The sequence below is a fragment of the Oceanicola granulosus HTCC2516 genome (genome assembly GCF_000153305.1).
Lineage (GTDB): Bacteria > Pseudomonadota > Alphaproteobacteria > Rhodobacterales > Rhodobacteraceae > Oceanicola > Oceanicola granulosus.
The window spans coordinates 99,505-124,108 of record NZ_CH724109.1 but is presented as its reverse complement, the minus strand read 5'-3'; the positions used below and the strand labels follow the sequence as shown (position 1 = coordinate 124,108).

The window sequence follows — 24,604 nt, the reverse complement described above, 5'->3', positions numbered from 1 at the left end:
GGATAGCGCTGGCCCTCGGGGCGGCGATCCGCCATTACCGGCCGCGGTAGCAGCGGAGGCCCCCATGACGCGGATCATCGACAACTTTGCCGACATCGCCGGCCAGTACGACGCCGCGTTCGTCGATCTCTGGGGCTGCATGCACAACGGCCTCCACGCCTTCCCCGAGGCGGTGGCGGCGATGCAGGCGTTCCGCGCCGGCGGCGGCAAGGTGATCCTCGTGACCAACGCGCCGCGGCCGCGGGGGCCGGTGGGCGAGCAGGTGCGCGGGCTGAAGATTCCCGACGATGCCTACGATGCGATCGCCACCTCGGGCGACAGCGCGCGCGCGGCGATGTTCCGCGGCGCGGTGGGGCGCAAGGTCTACTTCATCGGCGAGGACAACGACCTGTCCTTCTTCGACCCGATCCGGATCGTCGACGAGCCGCTCGAGATCACCCGCGTGCCGCTCGACGAGGCCGAAGGCATCGTCTGCTGCGGCCCCGAGGACCGGCACGCCGATCCGGACGTGTACCGCGCCACCTTCCTGATGGCCAAGCAGAAGGGCCTGAAGCTGCTCTGCGCCAACCCCGACATCGTCGTCGACCGGGGCGAGGAGCGGGAATGGTGTGCCGGCGCGCTGGCGCAGCTCTACACCGAGATGGGCGGCGAGAGCCTCTATTTCGGCAAGCCGCACCCGCCGATCTACGATCTCGCCCGCCGCCGCCACGCCGCCCTCGAGGGGGCGGTCGGCGATCCGCGGATCATCTGCGTCGGCGACGGCATCCGGACCGACATCCTCGGCGCCCAGCAGGAAGATCTCGACTCGCTCTTCATCACCGGCGGCCTCGCCGCCGAGGAGACACGGACCGAGCACCAGCCCGACGCGGACGCGCTCGAGGCCTACCTGGCCGTCGAGCGGATCACCCCGACCTACGCGATCGGCAAGCTGCGCTAGCGGCGCGGCTTGCGCCCGGCCCGGCCCGCCGCTACCTGACACCCGATGCGCATCCTCCGCGACACCGCCTTCATCGACCCTGCCGCGCGCGGCGCCGCGGTGGCGATCGGCAATTTCGACGGCGTCCATCTCGGCCACGGCGCCGTGATCGACACCACCCGCGCGCTCGCCGCCGAGCAGGGCGTGCCGCTCGGGGTGATGACCTTCGAGCCGCATCCCCGGCAGGTCTTCGCCCCCGACTCGCCGCCGTTCCGGCTGATGAACGCGGAGTCGCGCGCCAACCGGCTCGCCAAGCTCGGGGTGGAGGCGCTCTACGAGGTGCCGTTCACGCCGACGCTGGCCGGGCTCAGCCCCGAGGCCTTCGCGCGCGAGATCCTCGCCGACGCGCTCGGGGTGGCGCACGTGGTGGTGGGACAGGATTTCTACTTCGGCAAGGGCCGGGCCGGTACCGCCGAGACGCTGGGCCGGCTCGGGGCCGAGCTCGGCTTCGGCGTCACCGTCGCGCCGCTGCTGGCGCTGGGCGAGACGGAAATCTCGTCGACCGCCATCCGCACCGCGCTCAGCGAGGGGCGGCCGCGGGACGCGGCGGGGATGCTGGGCCACTGGCACCGGATCGACGGCGAGGTCGTGCACGGCGATCAGCGCGGCCGGCTGCTCGGCTACCCGACGGCGAACATGTCCATCGAGGGCCTGCACCCGCCGCGCTTCGGCATCTACGCGGTCAAGGTCGACGTGCTGGGCGGCCCGCACGCCGGCAGCTACGACGGCGCCGCCTCCATCGGGGTGCGGCCCACCTTCGGCGTCAACTCCGCCAACTGCGAGACCTTCCTGTTCGACTTCACCGGCGACCTCTACAACACTCACCTCTCCGTCGCGCTGATCGAGTACCTGCGCGACGAGGAGCGGTTCGACAGCGTCGAGGCGCTGGTCGCGCAGATGGATGCCGACTGCGCCCGCGCCCGCGCGTTGCTCGCCCATGTCTGACGCCGACGACGACCCGATCCCGCGCGACGGGCTGCGCGAGGGCTACTGGCGCGACACGCCGCTCACCAGGATGAGCGCGCGCGAGTGGGAGGCGCTGTGCGACGGCTGCGGCAAGTGCTGCCTCAACAAGCTCGAGGACGAGGAGAGCGGCGAGGTCGCGCTGACCCGCGTCGCCTGCCGCCTGCTCGACGACGCCTCCTGCCGCTGCGCGCAGTACGAGATCCGCCACCATTTCGTCCCCGACTGCATCCGCCTGACCCCGGCGACCATCCCCGAGCACCTCTACTGGCTGCCGCAGACCTGCGCCTATCGGCTGGTCCACGAGGGGCGCGACCTGTTCCACTGGCACCCGCTCATCTCCGGCACGCCCGAGACGGTGCACGCGGCCGGCGTCTCGGTGCGCGGGCTGACGGTGCCCGAGTTCGAGGTCGCCGAGGACGAGTGGGAAGACCACATCATCGAGGAGCCCTGATCCCATGCACTTCGCCTCCGACAATGCCGGCCCGGCCCATCCCGCGATCCTCGAGGCGCTGGCCGAGGCGAACGAGGGCTATGCCAAGGGCTACGGCAACGACGATCTGACCCGTGCCGTCGAGGCGCGGGTGCGCGAGGTCTTCGAGGCGCCGCGCGCGGCGGTGCACCTCGTGGCCACCGGAACGGCCGCGAACACGCTGCTGCTGGCGACCCTCGCGCAGCCGTGGGAGGCGATCTTCTGCACTGCCGAGAGCCACATTGCCGAGGACGAGTGCAACGGCGTCGAGGCCGCCTCCGGCGGGGCGTCGCTGTCGCATGTGCCCTCCGAGGACGGCAAGATGAGCGCCGAGGTCCTGGCCGACGTGCTCGGCGCGCGCGCGAGCGGCGTCCACGCGCCCCAGCGTGGGCCGGTCTCGATCACCTCGGTGACGGAGCGCGGCTCGGTCTACACGCTCGAGGAGATCGCGGCGATCACCGACGTGGCGCGGGTCTACGGGCTGAAGACCCATCTCGACGGGGCGCGCTTCGCCAACGCGATGGAGGTGCTCGGCTGCAGCGCCGCCGAGATGAGCTGGAAGGCCGGGATCGACGCGGTGAGCTTCGGCGGGACGAAGAACGGCTGTCTCGGCGTCGAGGCCTGCGTGCTGTTCGATCCCGAGCAGAGCTGGGAGCTGGAGCTGCGGCGCAAGCGCGCGGGGCATCTGTTCTCGAAGCACCGGTTGCTCGCGGCGCAGATGCAGGGCTACCTCGCCGACGACCTCTGGCGCGATCTCGCGGCGCGGGCGAACCGGGCGGCGGCGCGCCTGAAGGCGGGGATTGTCGAGGCCGGCCACGGCGACACGCTGCTCGGCGCGACGCCGGCGAACATGCTGTTCGTGCGCTGGCCGCGCCGGCTGCACCGGGCGCTGCGGGAGGCAGGTGCGGTCTACTACCTGATGGACGGCGAACTCGAGGGCGACGATGCGACGCCGCTGACCGGGCGGCTTGTCTGCGACTGGTCGATGACCGACGCGCGCGTCGATGCGTTCCTGGCGCTGCTGCCGCGCTGAGGCTCAGGCGGCGGTGCGGGCGGCGAGCCGCCATTTCGGCAGGCGGATGATCGCGGTCGTGCCGCTCTCCTCGGCCAGCACCTCGAACTCGCCTCCATGCAGCTCCACCAGCCGCCGCGTCAGCGGCAGGCCGAGGCCGAGGCCGCCCGTCGTGCCGCGCTCCGAAAGGTCGCCGCCGACGGTGAAGGGCTCGTAGAGGCGCGCGAGCTCGACATGTTCGTCGAGGCGGCCGTCGTCGGACACGCGAAGCTCGATCTGCCCGTCGGCGTCGAGCGCGAGGCTGGTGCCGATGGTGCCGCCGCCATGCAGCACCGAGTTGAGCAGCAGGGAGGTGACGCAGGTGCGGATGTGCTCGACGTCGAGCAGCACCTCGGCATCGAGGCTGCAGCTCGGCGCGCGGAAGGTCTTGCCCGCCTCCTCCATCGCCAGCGCGTGATCCTCGTAGAGCTCCTCGAGCAGCGGGCCGAGCGCGACGGGCGCCTCGTCGAGCTGCAACTCGCCGGTGCGCACGTCGCTGAACTTCAGGATCGACGTGACGAGCCGCGACAGGTGCAGCGCGGCCTTCATCGAGCTGCCCGCGAGCTTGCGCTCCACGTCGCCCGCCGCGCGCGCCTCGAGCATCCGCAGGCAGCCCTGCACGATCGTGAGCGGCGTGCGCAGCTCGTGGCCGACGAGGCTCAGGAAGACGTCCTGCGCCGCGCCGCCGGCCGGCTCGGCGGCGGCCGCCGGCGCCTTCTCCAGCGCCGCGACGACGGCCTCGCCCAGCGCGGTGAGCGCCGCCATCTCGCGCTCGCCCGGCGCGGCGTGCGGCACGAAGTCGAGCACGCAGAGGCTGCCGAAGCGGAAGCCCGACGACAGCACCAGCGGCACCCCGGCGTAGAACCGCGCCTGCGGCCCGCCCTCGGCGACCATCGGGTGGTCGACGAAGCGGGGATCGCGGCTCAGGTCGGGGACGACCATGGGCTCGCCGCTCATGATCGTGTGGGTGCAGAAGGAATTGTCCTTCGGCATCTCCGATAGCTCGATGCCGACCACCGACTTGTACCATTGCCGGCTCTGCTCGACGACGCTGACATGCGCGATCGGACAGTCGAAGAGGCGCGCGGCGGCGGTGCAGATCGCGTCGAAGAGCGGTTCGTTCTCCCGCGTCAGGCCGGGGACGGCATGGACGGCGGTGACCCGGGCATCTTCGTTGAACGGGACGGGGTAGGTTCTCATCGGCGCGGCTCTTTCAACAATCTGTCTGTCGGAAACAGATCGTTAACACCGATTCGCGGCGGAAATCGGGCCGCGGGCGGCCGCCCGCGTCAGAGCTTGCCGGCGAGGTGCAGGTCGAGGTCCTCCAGCCGGTCGCGGCCCCAGAAGCGTTGGTCGGTGTCGGTGGCGATGTAGAACGGCGAGCCGAAGGCGCCGTGCGTCACCGCCTCCTCGAGGTTGGCGGCGTAGGTCTCGGCGCCGGTGAGCAGGCCGCTGTCGGCGAGCGAGGCGTCGAAGCCCGCGGCCTCGAGGCAGCCGCGCACCACGTCGTCGTCGGCGATGTTGCGATCCTCGGCCCAGCAGGCGCGCAGGATGCTGTGGGTCAGCTTGCCGAGGTCGCCGCCCCCCGCCCGCTGCGCGGCGATGATCGCGTAGGAGGCCGGGGCGCCGTTGGTCGGCCAGTGCGCGGGCTTGAGCTTGAAGTCCACGCCCAGCCGCTTGGCGGTGCGCTCGAGATCCTGCGCGCGGTAGACCTGCCGGTTCGGGTGGCGGTCCTTGGGCGCGGTGCCGCCGGTGCGCATGAACAGCGCCATGATGTCGAGCGGCTTGTAGGTGATCGTCGCCTCGTGGCGCGCGGCGATCTCCTCGAGCTCCAGCCCGGCGAGGTAGGTGAAGGGGGAGAGGGTCGAGAAATAGTAATCGATATGCGCCATTGATACACTCCTCGGCCCGGCGATGCTTGCGCCAGCGTAGGTCTGTGCTAGGCGGTGTCAACGTCACTTTCCGACCCCGCTGCTGCCACAGAGGATGCCGTCCGTGCCCACCATCACCGAGCCCAAGCTCATCGCCGGGAATGCCAACCGCCCGCTCGCCAACGCCGTCGCCCGACGCATGTCGATGCATCGCGGGATGAACGTGGGGCTCGTCGATGCGCGGGTCGAACGCTTCAACGACGCCGAGATCTTCGTCGAGGTCTACGAGAACGTGCGCGGCGAGGACATGTTCATCATCCAGCCGACCTCGCGGCCCGCGAACGACAACCTGATGGAGCTGCTGATCATCGCCGACGCGCTGCGCCGCTCGTCGGCGGCCCGCACCACCGCGGTGATCCCCTATTTCGGCTACGCCCGCCAGGACCGCCGCACCAAGGCCCGCACCCCGATCTCGGCCAAGCTGATCGCCAACCTGATCGCCCAGTCCGGCATCGAGCGGGTGCTGACGATGGACCTGCATGCCGCGCAGATCCAGGGCTTCTTCGACATCCCCGTCGACAACCTCTACGCCTCGCCGATCTTCGCCCTCGATATCCGCCACCATTTCGGCGATCTCGACGACGTCATGGTCGTCTCGCCCGACGTCGGCGGCGTGGCCCGCGCCCGCGAGCTCGCCCAGCGCATCGCCGCGCCGCTCGCCATCGTCGACAAGCGCCGCGAGAAGGCCGGTGAGGTGGCCGAGATGACGGTGATCGGCGAGGTCACCGGCAAGCGCTGCATCATCGTCGACGACATCTGCGACACCGCCGGGACGCTGTGCAAGGCGGCCGAGGTGCTGATCGAGAACGGCGCCACCGAGGTCCACGCCTACACCACCCACGGCGTCCTCTCCGGCCCGGCGATCGACCGGGTGTCGACGTCGGTGCTGAAGTCGCTCGTCATCACCGACAGCATCGAGGCGACGCCCGAGACCAAGGGCTGCCCCAACATCCGCATCGTGCCGACCGCGCCGATGTTCGCGCAGGCGATCATCAACATCTGGAACGGCACCTCCGTCTCGTCGCTGTTTGACCACGAGACCCTGACGCCGATCTACGAGGGCCTCTACTCCGGCGGCTGAGCTACCGGCGCGGCTTGGCGCGGAGCGTCGGGTCGGCGACGGTCGGGTCTTCGGGCCAGGGGTGCTTGGGATAGCGCCCGCGCATGTCCTTGCGCACGTCGGCGTAGGAGCTGGCCCAGAAGCCCGGCAGGTCCATCGTCACCTGCACCGGCTTGTGGCCCGGCGAGAGCAGCGTCAGCCGCAGCGGCCGGCCCGCCACCGTCGGGTGGGTCGTCAGGCCGAACAGCTCCTGCAGCCGCACCGAGATGCCGGGATGGTCGCCGTCGTAGTCGATGGCGACCGCGCGGCCGAGCGGCGTGGTGAAGCGCGCCGGGGCGGCAGCGTCGAGCGCCTGCATCTGCGGCCAGTCCAGCATCGCCCGGAGCGCGGGGAGCGCGTCGAAGCGCTTCCACTCCTCGGCGCTGCGCACCCCGTCGAGGTGCGGCGCGAGCCAGTCCTCGAGGCTCGCCAGCAGCGCCGCGTCGGTCATCTCGGGCAGGTCGATGCCGGACTGGCGCACCAGCTCCACCCGCGCCCGGAAGCGCGCGGCAGCGCCGGTGAGGGCGAGGCCGAGCTCGCGGATCCCGTCGCACATCGCCGCCGCGAGCGCCGCCGGGTCGGCCTCGGCGAGCGGCCGGTCGTCGAGCACCAGCGCGCCGAGCCGCTCCTGCCGGCGCGCCAGCACCCGCCGCTCGCGGCGCGACCACGCGCAGACTTCGACCCAGCCGATCCGCTCGCCCGCCACGTCGCGCAGCTCCGCCTCGCTCAGCGGCGCGGCGAGCCGGATGCGGGCCTCGCGCGCGTCGCCGTCGAGATCGAACGCCACCAGCAGCCGCGCCCCGGCGAGCGGGTCGGCCTCGTCGAGCACCGCGCCCTTGCCGCCCGACAGCACGTAGCGCGCCGGCCCGCCCTTGCGGCGCAGGGCGATCCGGTCGGGATAGGCGAGCGCGGCCATCTGCCCGACGGCCAGCCCGCCCCCGGCCGGCGCGCGCGCCGCGAGCCGCCTGGCCTCGGCGCGGATGCGCTCGAGTACCGCGCGCGACGCCTCCGCCGCCCGCTCGCCCGACAGCGCCCGCAGCCGCAGGCCCACGTCGGCCGGCGCGCCGCGCAGCGGGTCGCGCTCCGACAGCAGTGCGGCGAGCGGCGCGGCGGGCTTGCCGGCGCGCTCGAGCATGTGGCCGAGGCGGGGGTGGACGGGCTGCGCGGCGAGGCGGCGACCGTGGGCGGTGATGCCGGTCGCGTCGAGCGCGCCGAGGTCGTGCAGCAGCGCCCGCGCCTCGCTCAGCGCGCCTTCGGGCGGCGGCGTCAGGAAGCGCAGGTCGGCGCTGCCCCAGAGCGCCAGCTCGAGCGCCAGCTCGAGCGCCAGCCCGGTGAGGTCGGCGATCTCGATTTCGGCGGGCGCGAACGCCGCCAGCGCCCCCTCCTCGCCCTTGCTCCAGAGCCGGTAGGCCACCCCCGGCGCGACCCGCCCGGCCCGGCCGGCGCGCTGCGTCGCCTCGGCGCGGGTGACCCGTTCGGTCACGAGGCGCGACATCCCCGAGGCCGGGTCGAAGCGGGCCCGCCGCGCCCGGCCGCCATCGATGACGGTGCGCACGTCCTCGATGGTGAGCGACGTTTCCGCGATCGACGTCGCCAGCACGAGCTTGCGCCCCTCCGGCTCGGGCCGCACCGCCGCGCGCTGCTCGGCGAACGGCAGCGCGCCGTAGAGCGGCCGCAGCCGGACATCGCCCGGCAGACGCGGCGCGAGCAGCCCCGCCACCCGCCGGATCTCGCCTTCGCCCGGCAGGAAGGCGAGCACGCCGCCCTCCGTCTCCGCCAGCGCCTGCGTCACCAGGTCGGCGAGCGCCGCCTCGAAGCGCGTGCTCTTAGGCACCGGGCGCGGCAGGTGGCGCAGCTCGACGGGGAAGGCGCGGCCTTCCGAGGTGATCAGCGGCGCGTCGCCGAGCAGCGCGGCGACGGGCGCTGCGTCGAGCGTGGCCGACATCACCAGCAGCCCGAGGTCCGGCCGCAGCGCCTCGCGGCATTCCAGCGCCAGCGCCAGCCCGAGGTCGGCGTTGAGCGAGCGCTCGTGGAACTCGTCGAAGACCAGGCAGCCGATCCCGCTCAGCTCCGGGTCGGACTGGATCATCCGCGTCAGGATGCCCTCGGTCACCACCTCGATCCGGCTCCCGGCGACGCTCTCGCCGCGCATCCGGTAGCCCACCTGCCCGCCCGGCCGCTCGCCGAGCGCCTCCGCCAGCCGCTCCGCCGCCGCCCGCGCGGCGAGCCGGCGCGGCTCGAGCATGACGATGCGCCCGGCATAGTGCGGCATCAAGGCCAGCGGCACCCGCGTCGTCTTGCCCGCCCCCGGCGGCGCCTGCAGCACCGCGCAGCCGCGCTCGGCCATCGCGGCGGCGAGCTCGGGCAGGATCGGGTCGATGGGCAGGGCGGACATGGTGCCGTCGTTCCAGCCTTGCGCGGGAAGATCAAGCGCCGGCTGGACAGGGGCGGCGGGGCCGCGCAGAAGGTGGGGGATGCGGGATGTGGCGGAACTGGCGGAGCGGGTGGCGGCGGGCGAGCGACGGGCGCTGGCGCGGGCGATCACCCTCGTCGAGAGCCGCCGGGCCGATCACCGTGCCGCCGCCGAGGCCTTGCTGACGGCGCTGCCGGTGCCCGAGGCCGTGCTGCGGGTCGGGCTGTCGGGCACGCCGGGGGTGGGCAAGTCGACCTTCGTGGAGAGCCTCGGCCTGATGCTCACCGAGGCCGGCGAGCGGGTCGCGGTGCTCGCCGTCGATCCGTCGTCGGCCCGCTCGGGCGGCTCCATCCTCGGCGACAAGACCCGCATGGAGCGGCTGTCGCGCGCGCCCGGCGCGTTCATCCGCCCCTCCCCCGCCGTCGGCCGCCTCGGCGGCGTCGCGCGGCGCACCCGCGAGGCGGCGGCGCTGTGCGCGGCGGCCGGCTACGGGACGGTGCTGATCGAGACGGTGGGGGTCGGCCAGTCGGAGGTGGAGGTCGGCTGGATGGTCGACGTCTTCCTGCTGCTGCTCGCCCCGGCGGGCGGCGACGAGCTGCAGGGGGTGAAGCGCGGGATCATGGAGATCGCCGACCTCGTGCTCGTCAACAAGGCCGACGGCCCCCTCGCGCCGCAGGCGCAGCGGACCTGCGCCGACTATGCCGGCGCGCTGCGGCTGCTGCGCAAGCGGCCGGACGATCCCGAGGGCTTTCCGAAGGCGCTGACCGTCTCCGCCCTCGAGGCGCGCGGCCTGGCGGAGGCCTGGGACGAGGTGCGGCGGCTGGTGGCGTGGCGGCGTGCGAAAGGGTGGCTCGCATCGCGGCGCGCGGAGCAGGCGCGGCACTGGTTCCGCGAGGAGGTCCGGCAGGCCATCGAGGACCGGCTGGCGGGCGACGATGCCCACGCCGACCGGCTGACGGCGCTGGAGGCGGCCGTCGCCGCGGGCGAGTTGCCCGCCGCACGGGCCGCGGCGCAGGCCGTCGCACCGCTGTTCGGCGATGCGGGCGCGACGGGCCTTGACGGGGGTGGCGATTCCGACTAACCCGCCGTGACCTGAATTCCGGCCCTGCCTCCGCAGGGCCCTTGCCGTTTGACCGGGGGCGTACGCGCGCCCGCCGCCGAGAGAGGAACGAGACCATGTCGCGCCGCTGCGAACTGACCGGAAAAGGGCCGATGACGGGCAACAACGTCAGCCACGCCCACAACAAGACCCGCCGCCGTTTCCTGCCCAACCTGCAGGACGTGACGCTGCAATCCGACGTGCTGGGCCGGTCCTTCAAGTTCCGCGTTTCCTCGGCCGCGCTGCGCACCGTCGACCACCGCGGTGGCCTCGACGCTTTCATGGCCCGCGCCAAGGATGCCGAGCTGTCGGCCGCTGCCCTGAAGGTCAAGAAGGCGATCGCCGACGCGAACGCCTGACGGCGCGCCCGAGCGCCCGCGAGTGACGAGCCCGGCTTCGGCCGGGCTTTTGTCGTTTGGGCCTCCGTGCGGTTGCATTTGGCGGAAACCGCGGTATTGGTCAAAACACCTTACCAATTCAGCCCGGAGCGGCCGCCATGCCCGTGATCACCTGCATCGACGACCTCAAGCGCCTGCACCGCCGCCGGGCTCCGAAGATGTTCTACGACTACGCTGAGTCCGGCAGCTGGACCGAGCAGACCTTCCGCGAGAACACCACCGACTTCGAGAAAATCCGCCTGCGCCAGAAGGTGGCGGTCGACATGTCCAACCGCTCCACCCGCACCACGATGATCGGCGAGGAGGTCGCGATGCCGATCGCGCTGGCGCCCGTGGGGCTGACGGGGATGCAGTCGGCCGACGGCGAGATCAAGGCGGCGCGGGCGGCCGAGGCGTTCGGGGTGCCGTTCACCCTGTCGACGATGTCGATCTGCTCGATCGAGGACGTCGCCGAGCACACGAGCAAGCCGTTCTGGTTCCAGCTCTACGTGATGCGCGACGAGGACTTCGTCGACAACGTCATCGGCCGCGCCAAGGCGGCGGGCTGCTCGGCGCTGGTGCTGACGCTCGATCTGCAGATCCTCGGACAGCGCCACAAGGACCTCGTCAACGGCCTCTCCGCCCCGCCCCGCCCGACGCCGCGCACCCTGCTCGACCTCTCGACCAGGTGGCGCTGGGGCCTCGAGATGCTCGGCACCAAGCGGCGCACCTTCCGCAACATCGTCGGCCACGCCAAGAACGTCGGCAACGTGCAGTCGCTGATGTCGTGGACGGCGGAGCAGTTCGATCCGCAGCTCGACTGGGCCAAGATCCGCCGCATCAAGGAGAAGTGGGGCGGCAAGCTGATCCTGAAGGGCATCCTCGACGAGGAGGACGCGCGGAAGGCGGTCGATGTCGGCGCCGACGCCATCGTCGTGTCCAACCACGGCGGCCGGCAGCTCGACGGGGCGCTGAGCTCGATCCGGATGCTGCCCCCCATCCTGCGCGCCGTGGGCGACCAGATCGAGGTGCACATGGACGGCGGCATCCGCTCCGGCCAGGACGCGCTCAAGGCCGTCGCGCTGGGCGCGAAGGGGACCTACATCGGGCGCGCCTACATCTACGGGCTCGGCGCGATGGGCCAGGCGGGGGTGACGCGCGCGCTCGAGGTGCTGCACAAGGAGCTCGACGTCTCGATGGCCTTCTGCGGCCGGCGCGACATCAACGACGTGGGCCGCGATATCCTCTACGTGCCGAAGGATTTCGAAGGCGAGTGGCAGGACGCCTGACCCCCCTTCCCCTGCGCCGCGATTCCGGCTAAGGGCAGCGCTTCATCGGGCGCCCGCGGGCGTCCACGTCGAAAAGTGGGTCCCGGGCAGATTTTCGGGATGCGCGAACTAGAAGGATTAGCCAGATGGCTGGAGAAATTCCCGATCTCGTCGCGAGCAAGCGTGAGCGCACCGGCAAGGGCGGCGCCCGCGAGGCGCGCCGCAACGGCCAGGTGCCGGGCGTCGTCTATGGTGGCGGCGTCGATCCGCTGCCGATCAACCTCGAGTACAACAGCCTGCTGACGCGGCTGCGCAAGGGCCGGTTCCTGTCGACCCTGTTCAACCTGAAGGTCGAGGGCGAGGACGATGTCCGCGTAATCTGCCGCGGCGTCCAGCGCGACGTGGTCAAGGACCTGCCGACGCATGTCGACTTCATGCGCCTGCGCCGCACCTCGAAGGTCAACTTGTTCATCCCCGTCGAGTTCGAGAACCACGGCGCGGCCCCCGGCATCAAGCGCGGCGGCGTGCTGACCGTGGTCCGTCCGGAAGTCGAGCTGGTCGTGACCGCCGGCGACATCCCGGAGAAGATCACCGTCGATCTGACCGGCCTCGAGATCGGCGACACCGTCACGATCTCCAGCGTCGACCTGCCCGAGGGCGCGAAGCCGACCATCGACCGCGACTTCGTCATCGCCAACGTCTCCGCCCCGTCCGGCCTGCGCGCCTCCGACGATGCGGCCGAGGGCGAGACCGACGAGGCCGAGGCCGCCGAGGAGTGACCCTCGCGGCCTCACGGCAGTTGATTGGAACGGGGGCCTCGCGGCCCCCGTTTCCGTTCGGGAGCGGATGAGCTAACGAGGGTGGCATGAAACTGTTCGTCGGATTGGGCAACCCGGGGCCGAAATACGCGCGCACCCGGCACAACATCGGCTTCATGGCGGTGGATCAGATCGCCTCGGACCACGGCTTTCCGTCGTTCCGCGCCAAGTTCCAGGGCGAACTGTCGGAGGGTCGGCTCGGCGGCGAGCGGGTGGTGCTGCTCAAGCCGATGACCTTCATGAACCTGTCGGGCCAGTCCGTCGGCGAGGCGATGCGCTTCTACAAGCTCGAGTCGACCGACGTCACGGTCTTCCACGACGAGATCGACCTCGCGCCGGGCAAGGTCCGGCTGAAGGCGGGCGGCGGCCATGCCGGCCACAACGGGCTGCGCTCGATCCACCAGCATATTGGTCCGCACTACGACCGCGTCCGGCTCGGCGTCGGCCATCCGGGGCGCAAGGAGGCGGTGCCGGGCTACGTGCTGCACGATTTCCCGAAGGCCGACGAGGGCTGGCTCGACGACGTGCTGCGCGGCATCGGCGACGGCGCCGTGGCGCTCGCCGAGGGCGACGGTGCGCGCTTCTCCAACGCCGTGGCGCTGCGCGTCGCGCCGCCGCGCTCGTCGGGCGGAGCGAAGCCGGCGAAGGCCGCGCCGCCGGAGCCGGAGCCGGAGCCCGCACCGGAGCCGGAGCCCGACCGGCGCAACCCGCTCCAGAAGCTCGCGGACCGCTTCAAGTGAGCCACCTGCGCGCCGCCCTGCGCCACCAGGCACGCTCCTGCGCGATGCTCGGGTCGCCCTTCATGGAGCGGCTGCTCCTGCTCCTCGCCGACCGCCTCGCCCCCGGCACGCCCGTCACCGACCGGTTGTTCGGCTGGGAGGGCGACATCGGCTCGTCGGGCGATTCGGTGCCGCTGCGCCTCGCCGGGGCGCTGCACGGGCTGGTTCTGGGCGGCCACGCGGGCCTGCGCGCCGTCTACCCGCCCGAGGAGGCGACGGACGAGGCGCTCTGGGCCGCCGTCGAGGCCGCGCTGCGTGACGAGGCGGAGGTGCTGAACCGATGGCTCGACAGCCCGCCCCAGACCAACGAGGTCCGCCGCTCGGTGGCGCTGGTCGCGGCGGCGCAGTGGCTGACGGCACGGTGGAACCTGCCGTTCGACCTTTACGAGCTCGGCGCGAGCGCGGGGCTGAACCTCGGCTTCGACCGCTACGCCGTGGAGACCCCGCTCGGCAGTCTCGGCCCCGCCGCCCCGGCGCTCACCCTGCGCCCCGACTGGACCGGCGCCCTCCCCCATGGCCCGGCGGCGCGCGTCGCGGCGCGGCGAGGGGTGGACCTGCGCCCGCTCGACCCGGCGCAGGACCGGCTGCGGCTGCTCGCCTACCTCTGGCCCGACCAGCCCGAGCGGCGCACGCTCACCGAGGCCGCAATCGCCGCCCACACCGCCACCGTCGACGCCGGCGACGCAGCCGGCTGGCTCGAGGCGCGGCTCGCACCCGCGCCGGGCCGGCTGGCGCTCGTCTACCACACGATCGCGTGGCAGTATTTCCCCGCAACCACCCGCCAACGCGCCCGCGCCGCCATCGAAGCCGCCGCCGCGTCGGCCACGGACGACGCGCCGCTCGTCTGGCTCGGCATGGAGGCCGACGGCCGCCAGCCCGGCGCGGCCCTGAGCGCGACGCTCTACCCCGGCGGCCACACCCACGAGCTCGGCCGGATCGACTTCCACGGCCGCTGGATCTGCTGGACCGCCGGGCCCGCCGCGCCCTAGGCTGGGCGCATGAAGGCCGATCCGTCCATAAATGTCCTCGGCGCACCGCTCGCGCCCTGCTCGACTGCGCCCGTCACCGGCTACTTCCGCAACGGCGCCTGCGACACCTGCGCCGAGGATCGCGGCAGCCACACGGTCTGCGCCGAGATGACGGCCGAGTTCCTCGCCTTCTCCAAGTATGTCGGCAACGACCTGTCGACCCCGCGCCCCGAGTTCGGCTTCCCCGGCCTCGTGCCGGGCGATGGCTGGTGCCTCTGTGCCAGCCGCTTCCTGCAGGCCCACGACGAGGGCTGCGCGCCGCGCGTCAAGCTCGCCGCGACCCACCAGCGCGCGCTCGAGGTGGTGCCGCTCGACATCCTGCGCAGCTACGCCGCCGACTGAACGGAAGAAGGGCCGACGCCATGCGCCGGCCCTTCCCCCGATCTCGTCGAGCCGCTGGCTCACATGTCGTTGTCGGTCAGGTCGTCCTCGACGATCTCGGCGGTGTTCTGCATCGTCTCGGACATCTCCCCCGCCGGCATCGGCTCGCGCGGCTGAAGCGCGGGGCGCGCCTGCATGGTGACCTCGGCCACGGTGACGATCCCGTCCGCGTCGGCGTCGAGGTCGTTCAGCACGACAGCCGCGCCGTCGGGCCCGAGAACCGCCTCGAGCTCCGCGTTCGTCAGGACCTGGTCGTTGTCGGCATCCAGATCGGTGAATTGCACCGTCTGGGCGAGTGCACCACCGGCGGCCATTGCGAGGGCGGTCGTGAAAAGAGCTGTACGTTTCATCAAGGATTCCTCCTTAGCAGTGTCGGCGGCGCCGTGTCCGGCACCGTCCGACCGCCCAATGATCCGCGCTCCCTACTGTTCCATCACGCCGGCGCCAGTGGTCATGGTCTCGCCGAGCGGGCTTCAGAAGCCCGACATGTTCCAGCCGAGCGCGCGGGCGACGGTGAAGATGTCCTTGTCGCCGCGGCCGCACATGTTCATGCAGATCAGGTGGTCCTTCGGCAGCGTCGGCGCGATCTTCGTCACGTGCGCGAGCGCGTGCGACGGCTCGAGCGCGGGGATGATGCCCTCGGTCTCGCAGCAGAGCTGGAACGCCTCGAGCGCCTCGGCGTCGGTGATGGCGACGTACTCGGCCCGGCCGATCTCGTGCAGCCACGCGTGCTCGGGGCCGATGCCGGGATAGTCGAGGCCGGCGGAGATCGAGAAGCCTTCGAGGATTTGGCCGTCATCGTCCTGCAGCAGGTAGGTGCGGTTGCCGTGCAGCACGCCGGGGCGGCCGCCGGTGAGCGAGGCGCAGTGCTCCATCTTGTCGTTCACGCCCTTGCCGCCGGCCTCGACGCCGATGATGTTGACCTCCTTGTCGTCGAGGAACGGGAAGAACAGGCCCATCGCGTTGGAGCCGCCGCCGATGGCGGCGATGATGGTGTCGGGCAGCCGGCCTTCGGCGGCCTGCATCTGCTCCTTGGCCTCCTTGCCGATGATCGCCTGGAAGTCGCGCACCATCGCCGGATAGGGGTGCGGGCCGGCCACGGTGCCGATGCAGTAGAAGGTGTCGCGCACGTTGGTCACCCAGTCGCGCAGCGCGTCGTTCATCGCGTCCTTGAGCGTGCCGCGGCCGGAGGTCACCGGCACCACCTCGGCGCCCAGCAGGCGCATCCGGAAGACGTTGGGCGCCTGCCGCTCGACATCGTGGGCGCCCATGTAGACCACGCACTTCATCCCGAACTTGGCGCAGACCGTCGCGGTGGCGACGCCATGCTGGCCCGCGCCGGTCTCGGCGATGATGCGGGTCTTGCCCATGCGCCGGGCGAGGATGATCTGGCCGAGCACGTTGTTGATCTTGTGCGCGCCGGTGTGGTTGAGCTCGTCGCGCTTGAGGTAGATCTTCGCGCCGCCGAGCCGCTCGGTCAGCCGCTCGGCGTAGTAGAGCGGGCTGGGCCGGCCGACGTAGTGGGTCCAGAGGTCGTGCATCTCGGCCCAGAAGCTGTCGTCGGTCTTCGCCTTCTCGTACTCCGCCTCGAGCTGCAGGATCAGCGGCATCAGCGTCTCGGAGACGAACCTGCCGCCGAAATCGCCGAAGCGGCCCTTCTCGTCGGGGCCGGTCATGAAGGAATTGATCAGGTCGTCAGGCATCTGAGCCTCCCGCGTTGAGCCGCTCCCGCAATAGGCAATTCCGGCGGCGAGGGAAATGGTGTTGGCGCGGCTCAGCGCCGCCAGCGGTGACGCAGCTTCTGCACCCAGCGGCGGCCGCGGATGACCAGGCTGACCACGACCGCGCGCAGGGCCGGCAGGTCGAAGGCGAGGAGCATCAGACCGATCGGCAGCATCCACAGCCCGAGCAGCGGCAGGATCGAGAAGATGCCGCCGAGGATGAACAGGATCCCGAGCGGAATCCGGACCCAGCCGCGCCGGCGGCGGAACAGCGAATCGACCGCCGCGCGGATCCGGGGCGAGTCGCCGCTCAGGGCGTGGATCTGCCGGATCAGGCGGGCCTGTTCGCGCTCTGGATCATGATCGTGGCTCATCGAGCGGAGGTAGAGTGGCGCAAGGGCCGTCGCAAGGGCTCAGGCGTGCGCGGCCCGCAGGAAGGCACGAATCAGCTCGCCGTCCTTCTCGCCCGGCGCGCCTTCCACCCCGCTCGAGACGTCGAGCTGGCGCGCGCCGGTGCGGCGCAGCGCCTCGGCGGCGTTGTCAGGCGTGAGGCCGCCGGCCAGCATCCAGGGCAGCGGCCAGCGGCGGCCCTTGAGCAGGGTCCAGTCGAAGGCGATGCCGTTGCCGCCGGGCAGCGGGCCGCCGGGGGCCGGCTTGGCGTCGACGAGGAGCTGGTCGGCGGCGGTGGCGTAGCGGTCGAGCGCGGCGAGGTCGTCGGCGGTGGCGATGCCGACGGCCTTCATCACCGGCAGCCCGGTGCGGGCGCGCACCTCGGCGACGCGCTCGGGGCTCTCGCTGCCGTGGAGCTGGATCATGTCGAGCGGCACCTCGGCGGTGATCGCATCGAGCGCGGCGTCATCGGCATTCACCGTCAGCGCCACCTTCGCCACCCCCACCGGCGCGGCGAGCGCGGCGGCGCGGGCGGCCTCGAGGGTCAGGTGACGGGGGCTCTTCGGGAAGAAGACGAAGCCGACATAGGCCGCTCCGGCGCTGGCGGCCTCCTCGACGAGCGCGGGCGTGCCGAGGCCGCAGATCTTGACGCGCACACCGGCGGGCATGGCTACTCCAGCAGCGCCAGGATCTCGTCCTTGCCCTCGTGCTTCTCGACCTTCAGGCGCTGCACCTCGCGCTCGAGCTCGCGCTTCTCGCGCGCCCGGCGCGCGGCTTCGGCGCGGTGCTTGTGCTCACGGATCCACTCCCAGATCAGCCCGATGACGAGGCCGAGTGCGACCCCGATCAGGATCGCCACGAAGAGCGGCACCGACACCGTCGGCGAGACGCCGAACAGATCGGCGAGGGCCTGCGGCAGCGCGCGCAGCTCCACCACCTGGCGGTTGGCGACGCTCAGGACGATCAGGCAGAGAGCCACGACGCCCCAGAAGAAATACCGGATGTAGCGCATGGAGCGTTCTTACTTGTCGTTCAGCCGGTCCCGCAAGAGCTTGCCGGTCTTGAAGAAGGGAACATGCTTCTCCTCGACCTCGACAGCCTCTCCGGTCCGGGGGTTGCGCCCCATACGGGCCTCTCGGCGCTTGACGGAGAAGGCGCCAAAGCCTCGCAATTCGACACGATCACCGTTCGCCATCGCACCGATGATGCGGTCGAACACGGTGTTCACGATCTTCTCGACATCACGTTGATACAGGTGGGGATTGTCGTCCGCGATCTTCTGGATCAGCTCCGATCGGATCATCCGGTCCCCCTCCCAGGGCAATCTCGTCACAGTAACGGACTTTAACCGCCTAGCGATTACTATAGGCCGTCCGCCCCGCCCAAGAAATAGCTGCGTCCGGATTCCGTCGAGATATCCCCGCCTCCGCAGGCCCGATGCGGCGGATTCCGGCCAATCCGGCGCGCGCATGGGCAATGTCGAAGCGGCCGCGACGGAAGCGGACGCAGGCGGGGCAACGATTCGCGGCAAAGAAAAACCCCGCGGCCGTCTCCGGCCGCGGGGCATGTCACGCCTGCGATGGGGCGTGTATCGCTTACTCGTCGTCGCCGCCCTTGAGCGCCGCGCCGAGGATGTCGCCGAGCGAGGCGCCGGAGTCGGAGGAGCCGTACTGCTGGACGGCCTCTTTCTCTTCGGCGATCTCGCGCGCCTTGATCGACAGGCCCAGACGGCGGGTCTTGGGGTCGATGTTGGTGACGCGGACGTCGACCTTGTCGCCGGGCTGGAAACGCTCGGGGCGCTGCTCGGACCGGTCACGCGACAGGTCGGAACGGCGGATGAAGGACTTCATCCCCTCGTACTCGACCTCGATGCCGCCATCCTCGATCTTGGTGACGTTCACCGTGATGACCGAGCCGCGCTTCACGCCGCCGACGGCCTCGGCGAAGGGATCGCCGTCGAGCGCCTTGATGGAGAGCGAGATGCGCTCCTTGTCGGTGTCGACTTCCAGCACCTTCGCCTTGACGACGTCGCCCTTGCGGTAGTCGCCGATGACGTCTTCGCCACGGCCTTCCCACGTCAGGTCGGACAGGTGGACCATGCCGTCGATGTCGCCCTCGAGGCCGACGAACAGACCGAACTCGGTGATGTTCTTGACCTCGCCCTCGACCTCGGTGCCCTCGGGATGGGTCTCGGCAAAGACTTCCCACGGGTTGCGCATGGTCTGCTTGAGGCCGAGCGACACGCGGCGCTTGGCTTCGTCGATCTCGAGCACCATGACCTCGACCTCTTGCGAGGTGGACACGATCTTGCCGGGATGGACGTTCTTCTTGGTCCAGCTCATCTCGGAGACGTGGACCAGGCCCTCGACACCGGGCTCCAGCTCGACGAACGCGCCGTAGTCGGTGATGTTGGTCACGCGGCCGGTGTGCACGGAATCGAGCGGGTACTTGACGGTGACCGTATCCCACGGATCGTCCTGCAGCTGCTTCATGCCGAGGCTGATGCGGTGGGTCTCCTTGTTGATCTTGATGACCTGGACCTTCACGGTCTCGCCGATCGACAGGATCTCGGAGGGGTGATTGACCCGGCGCCACGCCATGTCGGTCACGTGCAGCAGGCCGTCGACACCGCCGAGATCGACGAACGCGCCGTACTCGGTGATGTTCTTGACCACGCCGTCGACCGCCTGGCCTTCATGCAGGTTGCCGATGACCTCGGCGCGCTGCTCGGCGCGGCTCTCCTCGAGGATGGCGCGGCGCGACACGACGATGTTGCCCCGGCGACGGTCCATCTTGAGGATCTGGAACGGCTGCTTGAGGCCCATGAGCGGGCCGGCATCGCGCACGGGGCGCACGTCGACCTGGGAGCCGGGCAGGAACGCCACGGCGCCGCCGAGATCGACGGTGAAGCCGCCCTTGACGCGGCCGAAGATCGCGCCCTCGACGCGCTCCTCGTCGGCATAGGCCTTCTCGAGACGGTCCCACGCCTCTTCGCGGCGGGCCATCTCGCGGGAGATGACGGCTTCGCCACGGGCGTTCTCGACGTTGCGGAGATAGACCTCGACTTCGTCGCCGACGCCGATCTCGGGCGCCTCGCCGGGGTTCGCGAATTCCTTGAGATCGACGCGGCCTTCCATCTTGTAGCCGACGTCGATGATGGCCTGGCCCGCCTCGACGGCGATGACCCGGCCCTTGACCACCGAGCCTTCGCTCGGCGTGTCGATCTCGAAGCTTTCGTTGAGGAGGGCTTCGAATTCCTCCATGGAGTTGTTTTGCGCCATGTGGCTCAGGGTGTCCTTTACTACGCTTGTCACTGGCCGAGCGGTTGTCTCCGCCGGTCTTGGGGGAAATTGGCCGACAGGCATCCGGAAAACAAAGAGGGCCGGTCTTTCCGGCCCTGCTCCCCTTCGCCCGCGCGCGGCTGTTATCGCCGCTTCGACGGGCGCCATATAGTTGATCGCGGCCGCGGGAGCAAGCCCGTTAGCCCGCCCGCCGGCGCGCCGCGACGCGGGCCACGGCCTCGGCGACGGCCGATCCGATGTCCATCCGCGTCGTGTCGAGCGTGACGGCGTCGTCGGCCGGGCGCAGCGGCGCCGCGTCGCGGCCGGCGTCGCGGGCGTCACGGGCGCGCAGGTCTTCGAGAACGCCGGCCTCGGTGACGTCGTGGCCCTTGCCCGACAGTTCGAGGAAGCGGCGGCGCGCGCGGACCTCGTCGCTGGCGGTGACGAACAGCTTCACCTCCGCCTCGGGGCAGATCACCGTGCCGATGTCGCGCCCGTCGAGCACCGCGCCGCCGTGGCGGCGGGCGAAAGCGCGCTGGAAGTCGACCAGCGCCGCGCGCACCTCGGGCATTGCGGCGACCCGCGAGGCCGCCTGCGCCACCGGGCCGGTGCGCAGCAGCGCCTCGTCGAACCCGGCCGGATCGAGCGCCCGCGCCGCGGCGACGGCCTCCTCGCCGGCCAGCGTCGCCGCGCCGACGGCCCGGTAGAGCAGGCCGGTGTCGAGATGGGCGAAGCCGAATTCGGCGGCGACGGCGCGCGAAATGGTGCCCTTGCCGGCGGCGGCGGGGCCGTCGATGGCGACGGTGAAGGGGCCGGTGCCGCTCATGCCGGCTCCGTCTGGCGCGCGATGTCGGCGCCGAGGCCGGTCATCAGCGGCTCGAAGACGGGGAACGACGTGGCAATCGGCGCGGCATCGTCGACGGTGACGGGCCGGTTGCTGGCGAGGCCGAGGATCAGGAACGACATCGCGATGCGGTGGTCGAGCCGGCTCTCCACCGTGACGCCTCCGGGCACGTCGCCGAAGCCGCGGCCGGTGACGATCCACCAATCCTCGCCCTCCTCGACCTCGACCCCGGCCGCGCGCAGGCCCTGCGCCATCGCGTCGATCCGGTCGCTCTCCTTTACCCGCAGCTCCTTGACCCCGCGCATCACCGTGCGCCCCTCGGCGAAGGCCGCCACGACGGAGAGCACCGGGTACTCGTCGATCATCGATGCGGCGCGCTCGGGGGGCACCTCGATGCCCCGCAGGTCGGGCGAGAAGCGGGCGCGCAGGTCGGCCACGGGCTCGCCACCCTCCTCGCGCAGGTTCTCGTAGGTCAGGTCGGCGCCCATGTCGCGCAGCGTCTCGAACAGGCCGGCGCGGGTCGGGTTCAGGCCGATGTTGGGCACCAGCACGTCGGAGCCCTCGGTGACGAGCGCGGCGCAGACGGGGAAGGCGGCGCTGGAGGGGTCGCGCGGGACGGTGATCGTCTGCGGCGACAGCTCGGGCTGGCCGGTGAGGGTGATGACGCGGCCCTCGTTGGTGGTCTCTGTCGTGATCCGCGCACCGAAGCCGGCGAGCATCCTCTCGGTGTGGTCGCGCGTCGCCTCGCGCTCGATCACCACCGTCTCGCCCGGCGCGTTGAGGCCCGCGAGCAGCACCGCCGACTTCACCTGCGCCGACGGCACCGGCACCGCGTAGCGCACCGGCACGGGGTCGGCCGCGCCGACGAGGGTGAGCGGCAGCCGCCCGCCCTGACGACCGTGGGCGCGGGCGCCGAAGGCGGCGAGCGGGTCGGTCACGCGGCCCATCGGGCGCGAGCGCAGCGAGGCGTCACCGGTGAAGGTGGCGGTGATCGGCGTGGTGGCCATCGAGCCCATAATGAGCCGCACGCCGGTGCCGGAATTGCCGCAGTCGATCACGTCCGCCGGCTCGGCGAAGCCGCCGGTGCCGACGCCGTGCACCGTCCAGACGCCGCCGGCCTCGGTGATTTCCGCCCCGAATGCGCGCATGGCGGCGGCGGTGTCGAGCACGTCCTCGCCGTCGAGCAGGCCGGTGATCGTCGTTTCGCCGACGGCGAGCGCGCCGAGGATCAGCGAGCGGTGCGAGATCGACTTGTCGCCGGGCACCTGCGCCTCGCCGGTCAGCGGCCCGGACTTGCGCGCTGTCATCGGGACCGGGGTGGCGTGGCGGGACATGGCGGCTCTCCGTTCTGGGTCGGCCCGCTCCTTATCCCGCCGCCGCCGCGCGGTCCAGTTCAGCCGCGGCGCGCCTCGATCGCCTCCCAGATCTTCGCGGCGCCGTTGGTGCCGTCGAACCGCTCGAGCTCCTGCAGGCCGGTGGGCGAGGTGACGTTGATCTCGGTCAGGTAGTCGCCGATCACGTCGATGCCGACGAAGATCTGGCCCTTCTCGCGCAGCAGCGGGCCGATCCGCTTGCAGATCTCGCGGTCGCGCGCGGTCAGCTCGACCTTCTCGGCGCGCCCGCCGACATGCATGTTGGAGCGCGTCTCGCCCGCCGCCGGAACGCGGTTGATCGCGCCGATCGGCACGCCGTCGACGAGGATCACCCGCTTGTCGCCCCTGGTGACGTCGGGGAGGAACTTCTGGGCGATCAGCGGCTCGCGGCTCATCGAGGTGAACAGCTCGTAGAGCGAGGCGAGGTTGCCGTCGTCGCGGTGCAGCTTGAACACGCCCGCGCCGCCGTTGCCGTAGAGCGGCTTGAGGATGATGTCGCCGTGGCGGTCGCGGAAGCGGCGCAGGGCGGCGAGGTCGCGGGCGATCATCGTCGGCGGCGTGAGGTCGGGGAAGTCGAGGACGAGCAGCTTCTCGGGGTAGTTGCGCACCCAGAACGGTTCGTTGACCACCAGGGTCGTGTCGCGCAGCCGGTCGAGCAGGTGGGTGGTGGTGATGTAGCCCATGTCGAACGGCGGGTCCTGGCGCAGCCAGACCACGTCGAACTCCGCGAGATCGACCTCCTGCTCCTCGCCGAGGCGGAAGTGGTCTCCCTCCACCCGCTGCACCGTCAGCGGCCAGCCCCGCGCGGTGACGCGGCCCTCGTCGTAGGCGATGCGGTCGGGGGTGTAGTAGAACAGCCGGTGCCCGCGCGCCTGCGCCTCCTCCGCGATGCGGAAGGTGCTGTCGGCCTCGATATCGATGGGCTCGATCGGGTCCATCTGGATGGCGACGTTCAACGGCATGTGCGGCCCCTCGCTGCTGGTCGGGCCCTAGATGGCGCGGAACCGGGCGCGGGGCAATGGCGCGGCGGCGGATCAGGCGGCGAAGGCGTTCTCGAGGATCTCGACCCGCCCGGCCCCATCGACCGTGGCGACGTCGAAGCGCATCTCGGCGAACTCGCCGCCGGGCCGGTTGGCGAGGTATTCGCAGGCCGAGGCCATGATCCGCTCCGCCTGCCGGCGCGAGACCCGCGCGAGGGCGGCGGCGTGGGTGCGGCTCTGCTTGACCTCGACGAAGACGTAGCTCTCGCCGTCGCGCACGATCAGGTCGATCTCGCCCGCCGCGCCGCGCCATCGCCTGTCGAGGGTGCCGCCGCCGCGCCGGGCATAGAGCCCCTCGACCGCCCCCTCGGCGGCCAGCCCGGCCAGGTAGTTCCGCTTGCCACGCTGCTGTCGTGCCGTCTCCATCGCCGCTCTCCCGGTCTCGTCCCGGACACTGTCGCAGCGATTCCCTAATATTCCGCTACTTCCGGCTCAGTCCCAGCGCCCTTTGGTAAACGTCCCGTCGCGGAAGCCCCAGCGCCCCGGCGACGGCGTTGGCCGCGTCCTTGACGCGCATCGTCTCCATCGCCTGCGCGAGCGCCGCGTCGACGTCGTCCTCCGACACCGCCGCCGCGCCCGGCGGCGCGACGAGCACGACGAACTCGCCCTTCACCACCATCTCCCCCAGCCGCGCGACCAGCTCGCCCAGCGGACCCTCCGCGACCTCCTCGAACTTCTTCGTCAGCTCGCGGCAGATCGCGCCGTGCCGCTCGGCGCCGAGGGTCTCGACGAGGTCGGCGAGCAGCGCGGCAACGCGGCCGGGGCTTTCGTAGAAGACCAACGTGGCGGGCACCCGGGCCAGCTCGGCGATGACGCCGCGCCGCGCGGCGGCGGTCGCGGGGAGGAAGCCGGCGAACAGGAAGCGGTCGGTCGGCTGCCCGCCGACCGCGAGCGCGGCGAGCAGCGCCGAGGCGCCCGGCACCGCCGTCACCGCGCCGCCCGCGGCGCGCACGTCGCGGGCGAGGCGGAAGCCGGGGTCCGCGAGCAGCGGTGTCCCGGCCTCGGACACGTAGGCGACCGAGCCCGTCGTCGCGGCGCGGGCGACGCGGGCGCGGTCGCTCGAGTGGTCGTGATAGGCCAGCATCTGTCGCCCGGCGGACGAAAGCCCGTGGATTTCCATCAACTTGCGCGCGGTCCGGGTGTCCTCGGCCGCAATCACGTCGGCCCCCGCCAGCACGTCGAGCGCGCGCAGGGTGATGTCGCGCGCGTTGCCGATCGGCGTCGACACGAGGTACAGCCCGGCGGCGAGCGGCTGAGGCGCGAAATTCATCCCTAGACCCCCGGCCTTCGGCTTCTATGA

27 protein-coding genes are annotated in these 24,604 nt (G+C 71.5%); 12 read left to right on the top strand and 15 right to left on the bottom strand.

From position 1 onward, the window contains the following. Window positions 1-64: 64 nt before the first annotated feature. From OG2516_RS16285 to OG2516_RS16270, 4 genes are read left to right on the top strand one after another with little or no spacing between them, the layout of a single operon-like run. Window positions 65-937 (top strand): TIGR01459 family HAD-type hydrolase, encoded by an 873-nt coding sequence (locus OG2516_RS16285; protein WP_007256725.1) that lies wholly within the window; start codon window positions 65-67, stop codon window positions 935-937. A 45-nt stretch (window positions 938-982) separates the two neighbouring features. Continuing rightward, a complete protein-coding gene (locus OG2516_RS16280) occupies window positions 983-1,921 on the top strand; it encodes a bifunctional riboflavin kinase/FAD synthetase (protein WP_007256724.1) in 939 nt (312 codons plus the stop codon). Beyond that, window positions 1,914-2,393, top strand: a complete 480-nt coding sequence (locus OG2516_RS16275; protein WP_040616150.1) for a YcgN family cysteine cluster protein — start codon at window positions 1,914-1,916, stop codon at window positions 2,391-2,393. Before OG2516_RS16280 ends, OG2516_RS16275 begins: the two co-directional genes overlap by 8 nt. A 4-nt stretch (window positions 2,394-2,397) precedes the next feature. Beyond that, window positions 2,398-3,444: a threonine aldolase family protein gene (locus tag OG2516_RS16270; RefSeq protein ID WP_007256722.1), complete on the top strand. Its 1,047-nt coding sequence runs from the start codon at window positions 2,398-2,400 to the stop codon at window positions 3,442-3,444. Between the two features lie 3 nt (window positions 3,445-3,447). On the opposite strand, the gene OG2516_RS16265 is transcribed toward OG2516_RS16270, so the two are convergent. Both OG2516_RS16265 and OG2516_RS16260 read right to left on the bottom strand, forming a co-directional pair. Continuing rightward, a complete protein-coding gene (locus OG2516_RS16265; RefSeq protein ID WP_007256721.1) occupies window positions 3,448-4,662 on the bottom strand; it encodes a GAF domain-containing sensor histidine kinase in 1,215 nt (404 codons plus the stop codon). Between the two features lie 89 nt (window positions 4,663-4,751). Then, window positions 4,752-5,354, bottom strand: a complete 603-nt coding sequence (locus OG2516_RS16260; RefSeq protein ID WP_007256720.1) for a 2-hydroxychromene-2-carboxylate isomerase — start codon at window positions 5,352-5,354, stop codon at window positions 4,752-4,754. Between the two features lie 103 nt (window positions 5,355-5,457). Between OG2516_RS16260 and OG2516_RS16255 the strand changes: the two genes are divergently transcribed. Then, window positions 5,458-6,474 carry a ribose-phosphate pyrophosphokinase gene (locus tag OG2516_RS16255; RefSeq protein WP_007256719.1) on the top strand — a complete coding sequence of 339 codons (1,017 nt, stop codon included), beginning with the start codon at window positions 5,458-5,460 and terminating at the stop codon, window positions 6,472-6,474. A gap of 1 nt (window position 6,475) precedes the next feature. Here OG2516_RS16255 and hrpB read toward each other — a convergent pair whose 3' ends face one another. Beyond that, entirely contained in the window at window positions 6,476-8,887 is a 2,412-nt protein-coding gene (gene hrpB, locus OG2516_RS16250) for an ATP-dependent helicase HrpB (RefSeq protein ID WP_007256718.1), read from the bottom strand. Between the two features lie 79 nt (window positions 8,888-8,966). Here hrpB and meaB point away from each other — a divergent pair, with 79 nt between their 5' ends. The 7 genes from meaB to OG2516_RS16215 all read left to right on the top strand — a co-directional run bounded on the left by meaB (window position 8,967) and on the right by OG2516_RS16215 (window position 14,616). After that, entirely contained in the window at window positions 8,967-9,986 is a 1,020-nt protein-coding gene (meaB, locus tag OG2516_RS16245) for a methylmalonyl Co-A mutase-associated GTPase MeaB (protein ID WP_007256717.1), read from the top strand. Window positions 9,987-10,081: 95 nt separating this feature from the next. Beyond that, window positions 10,082-10,363 (top strand): 50S ribosomal protein L28, encoded by a 282-nt coding sequence (gene rpmB, locus OG2516_RS16240; protein WP_007256716.1) that lies wholly within the window; start codon window positions 10,082-10,084, stop codon window positions 10,361-10,363. 137 nt (window positions 10,364-10,500) lie between these two features. Continuing rightward, the gene (locus OG2516_RS16235; RefSeq protein ID WP_007256715.1) at window positions 10,501-11,670 is read left to right on the top strand and encodes an alpha-hydroxy acid oxidase; all 1,170 of its coding nucleotides are present in this window, start codon (window positions 10,501-10,503) and stop codon (window positions 11,668-11,670) included. 125 nt (window positions 11,671-11,795) lie between these two features. Then, window positions 11,796-12,428: a 50S ribosomal protein L25/general stress protein Ctc gene (locus OG2516_RS16230; RefSeq protein ID WP_007256714.1), complete on the top strand. Its 633-nt coding sequence runs from the start codon at window positions 11,796-11,798 to the stop codon at window positions 12,426-12,428. Between the two features lie 86 nt (window positions 12,429-12,514). Next, the gene (gene pth, locus OG2516_RS16225) at window positions 12,515-13,207 is read left to right on the top strand and encodes an aminoacyl-tRNA hydrolase (protein ID WP_007256713.1); all 693 of its coding nucleotides are present in this window, start codon (window positions 12,515-12,517) and stop codon (window positions 13,205-13,207) included. Then, the gene (locus tag OG2516_RS16220; RefSeq protein ID WP_007256712.1) at window positions 13,204-14,235 is read left to right on the top strand and encodes a DUF2332 domain-containing protein; all 1,032 of its coding nucleotides are present in this window, start codon (window positions 13,204-13,206) and stop codon (window positions 14,233-14,235) included. The genes pth and OG2516_RS16220 overlap by 4 nt, the downstream gene beginning before the upstream one ends. Window positions 14,236-14,244: 9 nt before the next feature. Continuing rightward, window positions 14,245-14,616 carry a DUF2237 family protein gene (locus OG2516_RS16215; protein ID WP_007256711.1) on the top strand — a complete coding sequence of 124 codons (372 nt, stop codon included), beginning with the start codon at window positions 14,245-14,247 and terminating at the stop codon, window positions 14,614-14,616. Between the two features lie 59 nt (window positions 14,617-14,675). Here the strand turns inward: OG2516_RS16215 and OG2516_RS16210 are convergent, their stop codons facing one another. The 12 genes from OG2516_RS16210 to rsmI form a co-directional block, all read right to left on the bottom strand. Next, entirely contained in the window at window positions 14,676-15,005 is a 330-nt protein-coding gene (locus OG2516_RS16210) for a hypothetical protein (RefSeq protein WP_156799409.1), read from the bottom strand. Between the two features lie 123 nt (window positions 15,006-15,128). Continuing rightward, complete coding sequence (gene trpB, locus OG2516_RS16205; RefSeq protein ID WP_007256709.1) at window positions 15,129-16,358, bottom strand: tryptophan synthase subunit beta; 1,230 nt, start codon at window positions 16,356-16,358, stop codon at window positions 15,129-15,131. A 71-nt stretch (window positions 16,359-16,429) separates the two neighbouring features. Next, complete coding sequence (locus OG2516_RS16200) at window positions 16,430-16,750, bottom strand: hypothetical protein (protein WP_007256708.1); 321 nt, start codon at window positions 16,748-16,750, stop codon at window positions 16,430-16,432. A 39-nt stretch (window positions 16,751-16,789) separates the two neighbouring features. After that, window positions 16,790-17,434: a phosphoribosylanthranilate isomerase gene (locus OG2516_RS16195; protein ID WP_007256707.1), complete on the bottom strand. Its 645-nt coding sequence runs from the start codon at window positions 17,432-17,434 to the stop codon at window positions 16,790-16,792. 2 nt (window positions 17,435-17,436) lie between these two features. Then, window positions 17,437-17,778, bottom strand: coding sequence for a lipopolysaccharide assembly protein LapA domain-containing protein (locus OG2516_RS16190; RefSeq protein WP_007256706.1), 342 nt, complete (start codon window positions 17,776-17,778; stop codon window positions 17,437-17,439). A gap of 9 nt (window positions 17,779-17,787) precedes the next feature. Then, complete coding sequence (gene ihfB / locus OG2516_RS16185) at window positions 17,788-18,069, bottom strand: integration host factor subunit beta (protein ID WP_007256705.1); 282 nt, start codon at window positions 18,067-18,069, stop codon at window positions 17,788-17,790. Between the two features lie 292 nt (window positions 18,070-18,361). Next, complete coding sequence (gene rpsA, locus OG2516_RS16180; RefSeq protein ID WP_007256704.1) at window positions 18,362-20,047, bottom strand: 30S ribosomal protein S1; 1,686 nt, start codon at window positions 20,045-20,047, stop codon at window positions 18,362-18,364. 199 nt (window positions 20,048-20,246) lie between these two features. After that, on the bottom strand, window positions 20,247-20,873 hold the full coding sequence (locus OG2516_RS16175; protein ID WP_007256703.1) for a (d)CMP kinase: 627 nt from the start codon (window positions 20,871-20,873) through the stop codon (window positions 20,247-20,249). Next, window positions 20,870-22,225: a 3-phosphoshikimate 1-carboxyvinyltransferase gene (gene aroA, locus OG2516_RS16170; protein ID WP_007256702.1), complete on the bottom strand. Its 1,356-nt coding sequence runs from the start codon at window positions 22,223-22,225 to the stop codon at window positions 20,870-20,872. The genes OG2516_RS16175 and aroA overlap by 4 nt, the downstream gene beginning before the upstream one ends. A gap of 59 nt (window positions 22,226-22,284) precedes the next feature. Beyond that, a complete protein-coding gene (gene gshB, locus OG2516_RS16165; protein WP_007256701.1) occupies window positions 22,285-23,226 on the bottom strand; it encodes a glutathione synthase in 942 nt (313 codons plus the stop codon). 72 nt (window positions 23,227-23,298) lie between these two features. Next, on the bottom strand, window positions 23,299-23,670 hold the full coding sequence (locus tag OG2516_RS16160) for a YraN family protein (RefSeq protein ID WP_007256700.1): 372 nt from the start codon (window positions 23,668-23,670) through the stop codon (window positions 23,299-23,301). Window positions 23,671-23,725: 55 nt separating this feature from the next. Next, window positions 23,726-24,574, bottom strand: coding sequence for a 16S rRNA (cytidine(1402)-2'-O)-methyltransferase (gene rsmI / locus OG2516_RS16155; RefSeq protein ID WP_007256699.1), 849 nt, complete (start codon window positions 24,572-24,574; stop codon window positions 23,726-23,728). Window positions 24,575-24,604: the final 30 nt, after the last annotated feature.

Excerpts from the sequence above, each read along its gene's own strand:
- OG2516_RS16285 (WP_007256725.1), top strand. The coding sequence starts at position 65 with ATGACGCGGATCATCGACAACTTTGCCGACATCGCCGGCCAGTACGAC.
- OG2516_RS16280 (WP_007256724.1), top strand. The coding sequence starts at position 983 with ATGCGCATCCTCCGCGACACCGCCTTCATCGACCCTGCCGCGCGCGGC.
- OG2516_RS16275 (WP_040616150.1), top strand. The coding sequence starts at position 1,914 with ATGTCTGACGCCGACGACGACCCGATCCCGCGCGACGGGCTGCGCGAG.
- OG2516_RS16270 (WP_007256722.1), top strand. The coding sequence starts at position 2,398 with ATGCACTTCGCCTCCGACAATGCCGGCCCGGCCCATCCCGCGATCCTC.
- OG2516_RS16265 (WP_007256721.1), bottom strand. The coding sequence starts at position 4,662 with ATGAGAACCTACCCCGTCCCGTTCAACGAAGATGCCCGGGTCACCGCC.
- OG2516_RS16260 (WP_007256720.1), bottom strand. The coding sequence starts at position 5,354 with ATGGCGCATATCGATTACTATTTCTCGACCCTCTCCCCCTTCACCTAC.
- hrpB (WP_007256718.1), bottom strand. The coding sequence starts at position 8,887 with ATGTCCGCCCTGCCCATCGACCCGATCCTGCCCGAGCTCGCCGCCGCG.
- meaB (WP_007256717.1), top strand. The coding sequence starts at position 8,967 with ATGCGGGATGTGGCGGAACTGGCGGAGCGGGTGGCGGCGGGCGAGCGA.
- rpmB (WP_007256716.1), top strand. The coding sequence starts at position 10,082 with ATGTCGCGCCGCTGCGAACTGACCGGAAAAGGGCCGATGACGGGCAAC.
- OG2516_RS16235 (WP_007256715.1), top strand. The coding sequence starts at position 10,501 with ATGCCCGTGATCACCTGCATCGACGACCTCAAGCGCCTGCACCGCCGC.
- OG2516_RS16230 (WP_007256714.1), top strand. The coding sequence starts at position 11,796 with ATGGCTGGAGAAATTCCCGATCTCGTCGCGAGCAAGCGTGAGCGCACC.
- pth (WP_007256713.1), top strand. The coding sequence starts at position 12,515 with ATGAAACTGTTCGTCGGATTGGGCAACCCGGGGCCGAAATACGCGCGC.
- OG2516_RS16215 (WP_007256711.1), top strand. The coding sequence starts at position 14,245 with ATGAAGGCCGATCCGTCCATAAATGTCCTCGGCGCACCGCTCGCGCCC.
- OG2516_RS16210 (WP_156799409.1), bottom strand. The coding sequence starts at position 15,005 with ATGAAACGTACAGCTCTTTTCACGACCGCCCTCGCAATGGCCGCCGGT.
- trpB (WP_007256709.1), bottom strand. The coding sequence starts at position 16,358 with ATGCCTGACGACCTGATCAATTCCTTCATGACCGGCCCCGACGAGAAG.
- OG2516_RS16200 (WP_007256708.1), bottom strand. The coding sequence starts at position 16,750 with ATGAGCCACGATCATGATCCAGAGCGCGAACAGGCCCGCCTGATCCGG.
- OG2516_RS16195 (WP_007256707.1), bottom strand. The coding sequence starts at position 17,434 with ATGCCCGCCGGTGTGCGCGTCAAGATCTGCGGCCTCGGCACGCCCGCG.
- OG2516_RS16190 (WP_007256706.1), bottom strand. The coding sequence starts at position 17,778 with ATGCGCTACATCCGGTATTTCTTCTGGGGCGTCGTGGCTCTCTGCCTG.
- ihfB (WP_007256705.1), bottom strand. The coding sequence starts at position 18,069 with ATGATCCGATCGGAGCTGATCCAGAAGATCGCGGACGACAATCCCCAC.
- rpsA (WP_007256704.1), bottom strand. The coding sequence starts at position 20,047 with ATGGCGCAAAACAACTCCATGGAGGAATTCGAAGCCCTCCTCAACGAA.
- OG2516_RS16175 (WP_007256703.1), bottom strand. The coding sequence starts at position 20,873 with ATGAGCGGCACCGGCCCCTTCACCGTCGCCATCGACGGCCCCGCCGCC.
- aroA (WP_007256702.1), bottom strand. The coding sequence starts at position 22,225 with ATGTCCCGCCACGCCACCCCGGTCCCGATGACAGCGCGCAAGTCCGGG.
- gshB (WP_007256701.1), bottom strand. The coding sequence starts at position 23,226 with ATGCCGTTGAACGTCGCCATCCAGATGGACCCGATCGAGCCCATCGAT.
- OG2516_RS16160 (WP_007256700.1), bottom strand. The coding sequence starts at position 23,670 with ATGGAGACGGCACGACAGCAGCGTGGCAAGCGGAACTACCTGGCCGGG.
- rsmI (WP_007256699.1), bottom strand. The coding sequence starts at position 24,574 with ATGAATTTCGCGCCTCAGCCGCTCGCCGCCGGGCTGTACCTCGTGTCG.